Genomic DNA, 12,047 nt, shown 5'->3' with positions numbered 1-12,047 from the left:
GGCGGTGGCGGGCGACGCCGCGATGGCCCGGGCGGGCAACCAGGTCGGTGGTGGAGGCGTCACCAACGCCGAGCTGCGGGGCGCCCTGCTCGGACTCTTCGACTTCGACACCGTGACGGACGTCCAGACGGACGAAGACGGGAACAACTCCAACGCGGAGTACCGGGCCTTCGGCTTGAGTCCGAACGACACGACCCAGGACCTGGATGAGCTCCGGGCGCTCATCTTCGAGCAGCATGCCCGCTCCATCCGGCTGGCCTATCCCCGGGCCTTCGCGAGGCTCTACCCGGACATCCCGTCGATGGTGGCCAACATGGAGGCACATTGGGGGCGTGGCGACCCCGACGACTCGGATGCCGAAATCACGGACGCGTCCGGCTCGGAATCCGACTGAGGCAGGAGGGCCGTGGGGCGCCCCCGCCCGTCCAGGATGACGGGGCAGGGGGCCGGCGCGGTCCGCGCTACTCCGCGCGCTTCACTTTCTTCGAGTTGTCCACCAGCACCTTGGCGAAGGTGAGCCCGGTGGGGCCGGCGTCCGCCTGGATGGTGTCACCCGGGAGGAACTCGCCGCTGAGCACCTTGAGCGCCAGCGGATCCAACAGGTTCTTCTGCACCGCGCGCTTCAGGGGCCGCGCGCCGTACGTCGGGTCGTACCCGCGTTCCGCCAGCATCTCGCGGGCCGCGTCGGTCAGCTCCAGCGACAGCCGCTTGTCGGCGAGCAGCTTGTCCAGCTTCGCGAGCTGGATGTCGACGATGCGGTAGATGTCCTTCTTGCGCAGCGGCTCGAAGATGACGATTTCGTCCACGCGGTTGAGGAACTCCGGGCGGAAGTGGCCGCGCAGCGCGTCCATGACGTCCTCGCGCGTCTTGTCGTCCAGTTCCTCCTTGCCCGCCATGCCCGCCTGGATATCGGCGGAGCCCAGGTTGGACGTCATGATGAGCACCGTGTTCTTGAAGTCCACGGTGCGGCCCTGGCTGTCCGTCAGCCGGCCCTCGTCCAGAATCTGGAGCAGGATGTTGAAGACGTCCGGGTGTGCCTTCTCGATTTCGTCGAAGAGCACCACCGTGTAGGGACGGCGGCGCACCGCCTCCGTGAGCTGGCCGCCCTCCTCGTAGCCGACGTAGCCCGGAGGCGCGCCCACCAGTCGGGCCACGGCGTGCTTCTCCATGAACTCGGACATGTCGATGCGGACCATGGCCGTGTCGTCATCGAAGAGGAACTCCGCCAGTGCCTTCGCCGTCTCCGTCTTTCCCACGCCCGTGGGGCCCAGGAAGATGAACGAGCCGATGGGCCGGTTCGGGTCCTGCAATCCGCTGCGCGCGCGGCGCACGGCGTTGGACACCGCCTCAATCGGGCTGCGCTGACCAATCACCCGCTGGGCCAGCCGGTCCTCCATGTGGACCAGCTTGTGGACCTCGCCCTCCATCAGCCGAGAGACGGGGATGCCCGTCCACTTGGCCACCACGGCGGCGATGTCCTCGGAGTCCACCTCCTCCTTGAGGAACTTCTGTTTCTTCTGCAGCTCCAGGAGCTTGCTGTTCTGCGTCTGGACCTCCTTCTCCAAGGAAGGCAGGACGCCGAACTTCAGCTCCGCGGCGCGGTTGAGGTCGCCCTGTCGCTCGGCGGCGACCTGGTCGTTCTTCACCTTCTCCAGCTTCTCCTTCAGCGTCCGGATGGCGCCGATGGCCGTCTTCTCCGCGTCCCAGTGGACCTTGAGCGCGTCGAAGCGCTCGCGCAGATTGGCCAGCTCCTTCTCGATGGCCGCCAGGCGCTCTTGCGAGTGCGGGTCCGTCTCCTTGCGCAGGCCCTCCTTCTCAATCTGGAGCTGCGTCATCTTCCGGCGCATGTCGTCCAGCTCGGTGGGCATGGAGTCGATTTCGATGCGCAGGCGGCTGGCGGCCTCGTCGATGAGGTCGATGGCCTTGTCCGGCAGGAAGCGGTCCGCGATGTAGCGGTGGCTGAGCGTGGCGGCGGCCACCAGCGCGGTGTCCTGGATGCGCACGCCGTGGTGCACCTCGTAGCGCTCCTTCAGCCCGCGAAGGATGCTGATGGTGTCGTGCACGCTGGGCTCGCCCACGAAGACGGGCTGGAACCGGCGCTCCAGGGCCGCGTCCTTTTCAATGTGCTTGCGGTACTCGTCCAGCGTCGTCGCGCCAATGCAGTGCAGCTCGCCGCGCGCCAGCGCCGGCTTGAGCATGTTGCCCGCGTCCATGGCCCCCTCGGCCTTGCCCGCGCCCACAATCGTGTGGATTTCGTCGATGAAGAGGATGACCTGCCCGGACGCGTCGGCGACCTCCTTGAGCACCGCCTTGAGCCGCTCCTCGAACTCACCGCGGAACTTGGCGCCGGCCACCAGGGCGCCCATGTCCAGTGTGATGAGCTGCTTGTTCTTCAGGCCCTCCGGCACGTCGCCGTCGACGATGCGCCGCGCCAGCCCCTCGGCGATGGCCGTCTTGCCCACGCCCGGCTCGCCGATGAGCACCGGGTTGTTCTTCGTGCGCCGGCTGAGCACCTGGATGCAGCGGCGAATCTCCTCGTCGCGACCGATGACGGGGTCCAGCTTCCCCGCGCGCGCCGCCTCCGTGAGGTCCCGCCCGTACTTCTCCAGCGCCTGATAGGTGGACTCCGCGTCCTGGCTCGTCACGCGCCCGGAGCCGCGGACCTCCTTGAGGGCGGCCACCACCCGCTCGCGGGTGATGCCGGACGCCTTCATGACCTCGCCCGTCGTGCCCTTGTCCTGGGTCAACGCGAGCAGCAGATGCTCGGACGAGATGAACTCGTCCTTGAGCGCCTTGGCCTCGTCCTCCGCCTTGTCGAACGTCTTGAGCAGGCGCTGGCCCAGCATGGCGCTCTCGCCGCCCTGCATCTTGGGCAGCTTGCCCAGGGCTTCACCCAGGCGGGACGAGAACAGCTTCACGTCGGCGCCAAGCTTGCGCAGCAGGGGGTCGACGATTCCGTCCTTCTGTCCCAACAGCGCCGCGGCCAGGTGCTCAGGCTCGTACTGGGGATTGTCGGCGCGGCGGGCCAGCGTCTGGCCTTCCTGGATGGCTTCCTGCGCCTTCACCGTGAACTTATCGAGTCGCATACACTCAACGTAAGAGTCGGCTCGACCTTGGCAATCGACCTCAGGAAGTTAACGCGCGGTGTCACGACTGCGCCAGAAGCGGAATACTTTGGACTCCTGGTAGCGGCTGGATTTTCGAGGTGCTTGAGTTGCCATCAGGGGCAAGGCTCGGTTATAGGCGGCGCCCACCCTCGGGGGGCTGACTCTGGAAGCGCACGGCGGCTATCTCATTCGACTCGAAAGCTTCGGCGGGCTGGATTTGCTCCGGCAGGCCCGTGAAGCGCTGCGGCTGGACGGCGCATCGGGCGCCACGGGCCTGCAGGTGTCGGTCAATCGGCGCCGCAAGGTGGTGCGGCTGGCCTACGTAGGCCCCTTCACGCAGGGCCGGCCGGGCGCGCACTGGTATGCCGCGCACCATGCGCTGCCCCGGCTGCTGTCCCGGGCGGCCAACGCCACGGTGCATGCCTACGTCTATGACCCGGACGAGGGTGAGGAAGTCCTCGCCTACGGCAACGGTCGGCGCGTGGGCGGTGAGCGGGTGGTCTACGACAACGTGGAGCTGCCCGAGGGCCGTCCCGAGGACCTGGACGAAGCGGCCTTCACGCACATGCAGTCGCGCTGGCCCATGGGGCACCTGGCGCACGTCTTCGGGCTGTCGCGCAAGGAGCTGCTGCGGCTGCCTCGGGCGGGGCTGGGGCGGGTGCTGTCGCTGGAGGAGGACTCCTCGGCGGACGTGGAGTCCGCGCTGGAGGCCCTGTTGCCGGGCGGCGTGGCACCCCACGCCCACTGACGTTCCGGGAGGCTGCTAGCCGTCCGCCGGGCTGTCCTGGGCGACGAGCGCGTCTCTCACGGTGTCGCTGCGGAAGTACTGGCCGAGCAGGGCGAAGGTGCCCGCGATGACGGCCGTCCCCAGCACCGTCAGTCCCAGGGCCATCCAGGGGGCCACGCTGGTGACGACCTCGGCTGTCGTGGGGTCCTGGTACTCGGGGCGCTGGGTGAGTGTCTGGGCGAGCGTGACGCCCACGCGGCGGGACACCACGGCCCACTGGGCGCCGTCGATGGTGCGCAGCACCGCCACCGTGAGCGCGGCGCGGCCGAGCATCTTGCGCAAGGCGTCCCGAGGCAGTCCGCCCGAGCGCAGAATGTTGGACGCGGAGACGAAGACGAAGGCGCACGCCACGGCGAGCACGCCCATCAACACGGCGCGCGGCTCTCGCATGGGCTCCAGGGCCTGGTACTGCACCTCCAGCAGCTTCTGGAGGACAGCGGGGTCGCTGCCCAGGAGGAACGGAGGGCTGGCCTCCATGTGCCGGGAGCGGACCTCGTAGAAGTGGGCCATCTCCATGGCCTCGTTCAGCGCGCCCCAGCCCGTGAAGATGGCGAGCACGACACACGCGAGGGCCGCGAAACGAATGCGCCCGGGAAGCCTGCCCGAGCGGGGAGCCGACGCCATCACCGCTTGCTTGCCTCCACGAAGCGCAGGCGCAGATCCGCGAGCAATCCGTCGAAGAGCTTCTCCTCGTCCGGCGTCAGGTTGCTCCGCGTTTTCTGCCGCAACATCGACAACAGGTCCAGGTTCTGCCGGGCCAACGGCAAGTCCTTCGACGTCTGGCCCGTCTCCGGGTTCGGCGCGTCACCGAGGTGGATGAGCACCGCGGTGCCCAACCCCACGATGAACGTGCTGAAGGAGATGGCCTCCTCGGACGCGGAGCGCGCTTCCCCCCGCATCACGAAGGTCTCGCCGCGCTTCTCGTCCACGGGGCTCATGGGGTGCCAGGCTCCTCGCCCTCGGGCTCATCCTTGCCCTCGGCCTCATCGGAGGAAGAGGCCGTCTCATCGGCCGCGTCGGAGGACTCATCCTCGTCGTCCGCCTCGTCCTCTTCGTCGAGGTCATCCTCTTCGTCGTCGTAGTCGTCGTCGACGTCGTCATCCATGAAGGTCTCCACCGGCGTGGCCTTGTCCGCCACATCCGGTAGGCCCTTGAGGTGGCGCTCGTGCGCTTTCTCGTCCAACTGGCCCGAGCGCAGGTACCGCTCCGCGGTGCGCTTATCGAGATACTTGGGGTCCACCGTGTCCGCCATGTTTCAAATCCTCGGAATTGCTTGGAAAATAGCGCGCTACCTTATAGCAGAGGGGGCGACTGTCAACGCCGCCGTCCCGCCTTCCTGGTGCCGATGAACGCCCCGCCCCGTCCGCTGCTTCCCCCGGGACTGTATCTGCTGTGCGACGACACCGTGCGGGTGGACATGCCCCTGGTTCTCAAGGCGGAGCGGATGCTCGCGGGTGGAGCGCGGGTGGTGCAACTGCGCATGAAGCGAACGCCGGTGCGCGAGGCGCTGTCCGTGGCTCGGGAGGTCGTCCGGTTGTGTCGGCGCGCGGGCGCGGTGTGCCTGCTCAACGACAGGGTGGACCTGGCGCTGCTGGCGGACGCGGATGGCGTGCACGTGGGCGATGAGGACCTGCCCGCGGAGGCGGCGCGCGCGCTCCTGGGGCCTGGTCGCCTGGTGGGCGTCACGGTGCGAGACGCCGAGGGCGCGAGGGCGGCGCGAGAGGCGGGCGCGGACTACGTGGGCGTGGGGCCCGTCTTCGGCACGACGACGAAGCAGGTGCCCGCACCGGTGCTGGGGCTGGAGGGGCTGGCGCGGGTCGTGACTGACAGTCCGCTGCCGGTGGTGGGCATTGGTGGCGTGGGGCTGGAGAACGTGGGGCGGGTGGCCGCGTCGGGCGCGCATGGCGCGGCGGTGGTTTCGGACGTCCTGCTCGCCCAGGATCTCGCCGAGCGGGTGCGCCTGCTGACGGCTGCGTTTGAACGGGGACGTGTGGGGGGGTAGGTTCGACCGACGGACCCCCCCATGAACAATCATCCGCGTCACCATGGCCAGCCGCCCCGGCGGCCCAACATCGGCATTACCCCGGACTGGAGCCAGCCCGAGGATCAGCCCTTCGCGCGGTACGAGCTGAAGGTGCCCTACGCCGACGCGGTGCTGCGCGCCGGGGGCCTTCCGTTCGTCCTGCCGTACGCGGACGACCCCACGTGTGTGGACGCGTATCTGGACCGCGTGTCCGGACTGCTCGTCACGGGCGGCGCCTTCGACATTCCTCCCGAGGCGTATGGGGAAACGGCGCGCGAGGGACTGGGCGCGCTGAAGGAAGGGCGCACCGCGTTCGAGGCGGCGCTGATGCGCGGGGCGCTCAAGCGCAACATGCCGGTGCTGGGCGTCTGTGGCGGCATGCAGCTTCTCAACGTGGTGTTGGGTGGCACGCTGTTCCAGGACATCGGCCGTGAGGTGCAGGGCGCTCGTGAGCACGAGCAGAAGCATGACCGCACGCAGCCGCAGCATCCGGTGGACGTGCGCAGCGGCTCGCTGCTCGCGGAGGCGGTGGGGCACGGCCAACTCATGGTGAACTCCACGCATCACCAGTCGGTGCGCAGCCCCGGGCGCGACGTGAGCATCTGCGCGATGGCGCCCGACGGCGTGGTGGAGGCCATCGAGTCCACCACCCACGCCTTCGCGGTGGGCGTGCAGTGGCATCCCGAGTACATGGCGACGACGATTCCCGTGCACGTGGGGCTGTACAAGTCCTTCATCCAGAAAGCGCGAGAGCATCGGCGGTGATTCCGCGTGTCGTCCTGTTGGCGGGGCTCGAGCCCACGGGAAGAGCGGGGCTGCTGGCGGATGTGGCGGCAGTGCGTGCGCTGGAAGGGCAGCCGGTGGCGGTGCCCCTTGCGCAGACGGCGCAGGGCCGTGTCACCTTCTCCTGGGTGGCGTCTCCGCCCCGCGTGGTGCGTGCGCAGTTGATCGCCGCGCGCGAGCTGGGTGAGGTGCACGCGGTGAAGTGGGGCATGGTGCCGGGCCTCGCGCAGCTCGAGGCCGCGAGCGCCGCGCTGGCCGGGACGCGGGCCTGGTGGGTGGTGGACCCGGTGGTGCGGACGTCTCGGGGGCAGCTGTTGTCCCGTTTGTCTGCCCGGCGCTACCTGTCGCTCGCGGGCCCGCGTGTCGTGCTCACCCCGAACCTGGACGAAGCCGGGTGGCTCCTGGGCAGGCCCGTACCGGACACGGTGGGGGCGGCGCGTGAGGCGGCTGTCGCGCTGGTCGAGCACGGCTTCGGCGCGGTGCTGGTGAAGGGCGGGCACCTGCCGGATGCGCGGGGGTTGGCGGATGTGCTGGCCACGCCCGAAGGCGTCCGTGTGTTGAAGGGCCAGCGACTGGCGCGCGCGCCCGAGCGTCGTGGCACGGGGTGTCGGCTGGCCTCCGCGCTGGCGACGGAGCTGGGGCGGGGCCGCACGCTGGAGGCCGCCACGCGCGTGGCTCGGGCCCTGGTGGTGCGCTACCTGCGCACGGGCGCGGAGTAGGGCGGGCCGGGCACGTCGCACGGTACTCACGCGGCCCGGAGGTAGGTGGTGCGCTACCTGCGCACGGGCTTGGAGCAGGGCGGCCGGGCACGTCGCGCGCTGGTGTTACTCGGCCCGGCTGCGGCTTTCGAAGCGGGTGTACTCGGCGAGGAACACCAGGGAGATTTCGCCGATGGGCCCGTTGCGCTGCTTGGCGATGATGAGCTCGACGGGGATGACGGTGTTTGACTGCGACTGAGGCGGCGCCTCGCCCCCTTCTTCCGTCTCCTCGCGGTGGATGAACATCACCACGTCGGCGTCCTGTTCGATGGAGCCGGACTCACGCAGGTCCGACAGCATGGGCTTGCCGCCCTTGCGCTCCTCGACCTTACGGCTGAGCTGACTGAGCGCGATGATGGGGACCTCCAGCTCCTTGGCCAGCTGCTTGAGCGCGCGGGAGATTTCGGCGACTTCCAACTGGCGGCTCTCCACCTTGCCCTTCTGATGCATCAACTGGAGGTAGTCGATGATGAGGAGCGACAGGCGCGGGTCCTTCTGCTTCACGCGGCGCGCCTTGGCGCGCAGGTCGAACGGAGACAGGCCACCCGAGTCGTCGATGTAGATGGGCGCGTTGTAGAGGGCACCCGCCATCTCCTGGAACTTCTCCTCGTCGTGCGGAGAGAGCCGGCCGCCACGCAGCTTCTTCATGTCCACGCGCGCGGTGGACGCGAGCAGACGCATCAGGAGCTGGTCGGCGGGCATTTCCAGGCTGAAGATGCCAACGGCCTTGTTCTCCTTCAGCGCCGCGTTCACCGCGATGTTCATCGCGAAGGACGTCTTGCCGACGCCAGGACGCGCCGCGAGGATGATGAGCTCACCGGCGTGCAGCCCCGTGAGCTGGTTGTCCAGGTCGATGTAGCCGGTGGACAGGCCCGTGATGCCCGTCGACGCCGCCTTCATCTTGTCGAGCAGATCGAGCGTGTGCTCCATCAGCTCGCTGACGGGCCGCAGGTCTCCCTCGCGCTTCTTCTCCGCGAGGAGGAACACCTTGCGCTCGGCCTCGTCGAGCAACACCTCCAGCTCGCCCGTCTCCTGGCTGGCGAGGTCCTGGATTTCGCGGCCGACGTTCGCCAGCCGGCGTCGCAGCGCCTGGTCCTTGACGATGTTCGCGTACTGGACGGCGTTGGAGGCCAGCGGAACCACCTGGTCCAACCGCATCAGGTACGCGGGGCCGCCCACGGCGACGAGGTGTCCCAGGACCTTGAGTTCTTCAGCCAGCGTCAGGTGGTCGACCTGTTGCTGCTTTCCGTCCAGGCGAATCATCGCCGCGAAAATCTGCGCGTGCGCGGGGCTGGAGAAGTCGTCCGCGTGGACCACTTCGCCTACGGCAGCGATGAGCGTGTTGTCCGCGAGTACGGCGCCGAGCACTGCACGCTCGGCGGCCAAGTCCTCGTGGACCTTTCGCCCATCTCTGAGGTCTAGGGAGTTCTCCATGGCTGCCCGCCCACTCTACAGGCGGCTCTGACATGGCAGAAATATTCCGCCACAGACCTGTAGCGGCGGGTGGGCGGAGGAAGGTGGACCTACCCGCAATCAGCCTTCCATTCCCCAACGCTGGAGGAATGCTTCACGCCACGTGCGGCTGAGCACCACCGTCGTGCCGTTCCTCAGCACGAGGATTCCGTCTCCGTGGCTCCAGGGCTCCAACTTCGCCACCGCGTCCAGGTTGATGATGTCTCCGCGGTGGATGCGCACGAAGCGCTCCGGGTCCAACCGCTCCTCCAGCGCGCGCAGGCTCTGGCGCACCAGATGCTCACCCTGGGCGGTGTACACGCGCACGTACTTGTCCTCGGCTGACAGGCGCAACACGTCCTCCAGGCGCAGCGGCACCCACGCCTCGCCCGACTTCACCACCAGCCGCTCCAGCGCGCGTCGTGGCGTCGCCGAGGCCACTTCCCGCAGGAGCGCCTGGAGCCTCGCGGCCTCCGAGCCTCCACCGAGCAGCAGTGCATGGGCCTTGTCCAGCGCGCGGGCGAAGCGCTCGCCGTCGTAGGGCTTGAGCAGGTAGTCCACCGCGTGCGCCTCGAAGGCCCGGAGCGCGAAGCCGTCATACGCGGTGGAGAAGATGACCGCGGGGCCCGTTCCCGGCCCGAGCGCCTCCAGCACCTCGAAGCCCGTCAGTCCTGGCATCTGCACGTCGAGGATGACGAGGTCTGGCTTCAGCGACTCGATGCTCGCGAGCGCTTCCGTTCCATCCGCGGCCTCGCCCACCAGCGTGAAGCGCGACTCGCCTTCCAGAAAGCGCCGCACCTTGGCCCGGGCGGGTGTCTCGTCGTCCACCGCCAGCACGCGGAAGGTCGTCATGGCTTCGCTCCCAGGGGCAGCGTCAGCGACACGCGCGCTCCGCCCTCGGGTCCCTGGCCCCGCTCCAGCCGGGCCCGCCCGTCGTGCAGGAGCGCGAGGATCTGCTCCAGATGCGCCAGTCCCACGCCCGTCCCCGAGGCGGGCGACTCACCGCCGAAGCCTCGGCCCGTGTCCTCGACCTCCAGCCGCCACGTGCCCGCCGTCTCGCTGGCGCGGATGCGCACCTCCAGCGGCTGCACGCGGTCCTGGTTGTGCTTCACCGCGTTCTCCACCAGGGTCTGCAACGCGAAGCAGGGCACGCGCGCCGAGTCCAGGCCCGGCTCCACGCTCCAGTGCACCGCGAGCCGGTCCCCGAAGCGCGCGGACAGGAGCGCGACGAAGCGCGCGGTATGCGCGCGCTCCTCGGCCAGTGTCCACGTGGGCTCCGCGCGCTCCAGGCTGGCGCGCAGCACGTGCCCCAGGTCGCTGAGCAGCCGGTCCGTTCGCGCCAGGTCCTCGTACATGACCGAGCTGATGGTGTGCAGCGAGTTGAAGAGGAAGTGCGGGTGGAGCTGGCCGGTGAGGGACTGGAGCTGCGCGCTGCGAAGCTCGCCCTCCAGCTCCGCTTCGCGCAGCGCCCGCGCATGTTGATTCCGCCAGGCCGTGAAGAGGCTGATGAAGGTGACGGCGAGCCCGTAGGCAATCAGGTCCTTCGACACCTCCATGGGCAGTCGGAAGGCCATGGGCCCGTACTCGTACTCACCCCAGCCCAGCAGCGGGTAGAGCAGGTAGCGAATGCCCAGCATGACCAGGATGTGCACGGAGGTGTAGAGCGCGAATCCCACCACGTGCAGGCCCAGGAAGCGCGCCCACCCCGAGGCGCGCGGTGACGGGGCGTTCAGCGTCGCGGTCTGGATGAGGGGCAGCGTCACCCAGGCCGAGAGCGCACCGGTGATTTCCCAGAAGAAGGCCCGCGATGCGGGGAGGGAGGTGTGTCCGTTGGCGAGCTGATCCAACCTCACCGCGGCGCCATACGACACGCCCACGACAAGGCAGAAGGCGAGCACCCCGAGCACCGGGCGCAACCGGAAGCGGGGCCATCGCCAGGACCGGGACTGTGGCACCTCGAGGGCGGACGTCGGGAGGGTGTCGGCCATGGCTCTCCGTCACGCAGTATGCCCCGTGGGCGCGCCCTGGAGCGTCGCTTCGGGACGGGACACCACACGGGCCTTCAACCCGAAGAATGGCCTCAACCAGGGCAGGCGGGCCACCAGCTCGCTCAAGCCCCAGCTGATCAGGAAGGTCGTGACGAGCACGCAGCCGAAGAGGCTCCACGGCCCCACGGGCAGCCGCAGCATCGCGAAGCCGACGACGATGATGACCGTCTGGTGGAAGATGTAGAACGGATACGACAGCTCCTGCGCGTGCCGGACCCACCGGCTTTCCGTCCGCACGCCCCGGCGCGCCCAGCCCAGCGCGGTCAGGATGAACAGCCACTGGGCCGATGTGCCCCCGAGCACCTCGGGCACCAGGTCGAACTCGCTCTCAGGCGCCATGATGGCGAAGAGGACCGCTGACACGCCCAGCAGCCACCACCGGCGCTCCACCAGGACGTCCCAGACCCTGGGCGCGCGGCCGAGCAGGTGCCCCATGAGGAACAGCAGGCCGTAGTGGCCAAAGGTCCTCGGGTCGTCGAACAGCGCGTGCGTCTGCGGGAAGCGGTGCAGCAGCAGGTCGTTGACGAAGAGCGGGATGAACAGCCACAGGAGATTCGGACCCCGGCACAGCCAGGCCTCGGCCGTCGCGAGCCAGGCCTTCCCGCGCGTTGTCCCCATCGCCCAGAACAGCGGCAGCGCCAGGAGGCAGAAGGCGAAGAGGTAGACGACGAACCAGAGGTGGTGCCAGCTCAGGCTGCCCGCAGGGTAGGGGACGAGGCCGAAGACTGAGGGATAGAAGTCCGCGTAGCTTCCCTGGAACCGCCCCGTGAACACGCGCTCCACGTAGATTTGCGGCGGCACGATGACGAACATGCCGAAGATCACCGGCAGCAGCAGCCGCCGCGTCCGGTCCCCCGCGAAGCCACGCAGCGAGCGACGCCGCAGCGCGAGGGCCGTCCCCACGCCGGAGATGACCATCAACAGCGGCATGCGCACGTGGTGCAGGATGTCCATGGGCAGCTCCAGCACCGGCAGCAGCGTGGGCGCCTTGATGTGCCAGTCCCACCGGTTGAACATCATCCCCGTGTGGAACAGGTGCAGCACGAGGATGGCGACGACGCGGAGCCAGTCCAGGTCGGGGCGATGGGC

13 protein-coding genes are annotated in these 12,047 nt (G+C 68.8%); 5 read left to right on the top strand and 8 right to left on the bottom strand.

The features are described 5' to 3' along the window. A partial coding sequence (locus tag FJV41_RS52750; protein WP_181791337.1) for a hypothetical protein occupies positions 1-394 on the top strand: 394 nt, incomplete at its 5' end. A gap of 67 nt (positions 395-461) precedes the next feature. Here FJV41_RS52750 and clpB read toward each other — a convergent pair. Continuing rightward, positions 462-3,086: an ATP-dependent chaperone ClpB gene (clpB, locus tag FJV41_RS43475; RefSeq protein ID WP_141648526.1), complete on the bottom strand. Its 2,625-nt coding sequence runs from the start codon at positions 3,084-3,086 to the stop codon at positions 462-464. Between the two features lie 238 nt (positions 3,087-3,324). Between clpB and FJV41_RS43470 the strand changes: the two genes are divergently transcribed. Next, positions 3,325-3,855: a hypothetical protein gene (locus FJV41_RS43470; protein ID WP_141648525.1), complete on the top strand. Its 531-nt coding sequence runs from the start codon at positions 3,325-3,327 to the stop codon at positions 3,853-3,855. Positions 3,856-3,870: 15 nt separating this feature from the next. Here the strand turns inward: FJV41_RS43470 and FJV41_RS43465 are convergent, their stop codons facing one another. From FJV41_RS43465 to FJV41_RS43455, 3 genes are read right to left on the bottom strand one after another with little or no spacing between them, the layout of a single operon-like run. Further along, positions 3,871-4,518, bottom strand: a complete 648-nt coding sequence (locus tag FJV41_RS43465) for a hypothetical protein (protein ID WP_141648524.1) — start codon at positions 4,516-4,518, stop codon at positions 3,871-3,873. Continuing rightward, positions 4,518-4,832: a DUF1844 domain-containing protein gene (locus FJV41_RS43460; protein WP_141648523.1), complete on the bottom strand. Its 315-nt coding sequence runs from the start codon at positions 4,830-4,832 to the stop codon at positions 4,518-4,520. Before FJV41_RS43460 ends, FJV41_RS43465 begins: the two co-directional genes overlap by 1 nt. Beyond that, positions 4,829-5,146 carry an RNA polymerase subunit sigma gene (locus tag FJV41_RS43455; RefSeq protein ID WP_141648522.1) on the bottom strand — a complete coding sequence of 106 codons (318 nt, stop codon included), beginning with the start codon at positions 5,144-5,146 and terminating at the stop codon, positions 4,829-4,831. The genes FJV41_RS43460 and FJV41_RS43455 overlap by 4 nt, the downstream gene beginning before the upstream one ends. A 93-nt stretch (positions 5,147-5,239) precedes the next feature. Here FJV41_RS43455 and thiE point away from each other — a divergent pair, with 93 nt between their 5' ends. From thiE to thiD, 3 genes are read left to right on the top strand one after another with little or no spacing between them, the layout of a single operon-like run. Then, entirely contained in the window at positions 5,240-5,896 is a 657-nt protein-coding gene (gene thiE, locus FJV41_RS43450) for a thiamine phosphate synthase (protein ID WP_141648521.1), read from the top strand. A gap of 21 nt (positions 5,897-5,917) precedes the next feature. Then, entirely contained in the window at positions 5,918-6,682 is a 765-nt protein-coding gene (locus FJV41_RS43445; RefSeq protein WP_141648520.1) for a gamma-glutamyl-gamma-aminobutyrate hydrolase family protein, read from the top strand. Beyond that, positions 6,679-7,419, top strand: a complete 741-nt coding sequence (thiD, locus tag FJV41_RS43440) for a bifunctional hydroxymethylpyrimidine kinase/phosphomethylpyrimidine kinase (protein ID WP_141648519.1) — start codon at positions 6,679-6,681, stop codon at positions 7,417-7,419. Before FJV41_RS43445 ends, thiD begins: the two co-directional genes overlap by 4 nt. 105 nt (positions 7,420-7,524) lie before the next feature. On the opposite strand, the gene dnaB is transcribed toward thiD, so the two are convergent. The 4 genes from dnaB to FJV41_RS43420 form a co-directional block, all read right to left on the bottom strand. Beyond that, complete coding sequence (gene dnaB, locus FJV41_RS43435) at positions 7,525-8,892, bottom strand: replicative DNA helicase (RefSeq protein ID WP_141648518.1); 1,368 nt, start codon at positions 8,890-8,892, stop codon at positions 7,525-7,527. 99 nt (positions 8,893-8,991) lie between these two features. Beyond that, positions 8,992-9,762 (bottom strand): LytR/AlgR family response regulator transcription factor, encoded by a 771-nt coding sequence (locus tag FJV41_RS43430; RefSeq protein WP_141648517.1) that lies wholly within the window; start codon positions 9,760-9,762, stop codon positions 8,992-8,994. Next, complete coding sequence (locus FJV41_RS43425) at positions 9,759-10,898, bottom strand: sensor histidine kinase (RefSeq protein ID WP_141648516.1); 1,140 nt, start codon at positions 10,896-10,898, stop codon at positions 9,759-9,761. Before FJV41_RS43425 ends, FJV41_RS43430 begins: the two co-directional genes overlap by 4 nt. Positions 10,899-10,907: 9 nt before the next feature. Further along, the coding region (locus tag FJV41_RS43420; RefSeq protein ID WP_141648515.1) for an acyltransferase family protein at positions 10,908-12,047 on the bottom strand (1,140 nt) is incomplete at its 5' end.

Origin of the sequence: Myxococcus llanfairpwllgwyngyllgogerychwyrndrobwllllantysiliogogogochensis (assembly GCF_006636215.1) — a bacterium.
GTDB lineage: Bacteria > Myxococcota > Myxococcia > Myxococcales > Myxococcaceae > Myxococcus > Myxococcus llanfairpwllgwyngyllgogerychwyrndrobwllllantysiliogogogochensis.
Note: the sequence above shows the minus strand (reverse complement) of the source record. Positions and strands in the feature narration are given on the sequence as shown.

Bases quoted from the DNA above. Each gene is read 5' to 3' on its own strand.
- clpB (WP_141648526.1), bottom strand. From the start codon at position 3,086: ATGCGACTCGATAAGTTCACGGTGAAGGCGCAGGAAGCCATCCAGGAA.
- FJV41_RS43465 (WP_141648524.1), bottom strand. From the start codon at position 4,518: ATGGCGTCGGCTCCCCGCTCGGGCAGGCTTCCCGGGCGCATTCGTTTC.
- FJV41_RS43460 (WP_141648523.1), bottom strand. From the start codon at position 4,832: ATGAGCCCCGTGGACGAGAAGCGCGGCGAGACCTTCGTGATGCGGGGG.
- FJV41_RS43455 (WP_141648522.1), bottom strand. From the start codon at position 5,146: ATGGCGGACACGGTGGACCCCAAGTATCTCGATAAGCGCACCGCGGAG.
- thiE (WP_141648521.1), top strand. From the start codon at position 5,240: ATGAACGCCCCGCCCCGTCCGCTGCTTCCCCCGGGACTGTATCTGCTG.
- FJV41_RS43445 (WP_141648520.1), top strand. From the start codon at position 5,918: ATGAACAATCATCCGCGTCACCATGGCCAGCCGCCCCGGCGGCCCAAC.
- dnaB (WP_141648518.1), bottom strand. From the start codon at position 8,892: ATGGAGAACTCCCTAGACCTCAGAGATGGGCGAAAGGTCCACGAGGAC.
- FJV41_RS43430 (WP_141648517.1), bottom strand. From the start codon at position 9,762: ATGACGACCTTCCGCGTGCTGGCGGTGGACGACGAGACACCCGCCCGG.
- FJV41_RS43425 (WP_141648516.1), bottom strand. From the start codon at position 10,898: ATGGCCGACACCCTCCCGACGTCCGCCCTCGAGGTGCCACAGTCCCGG.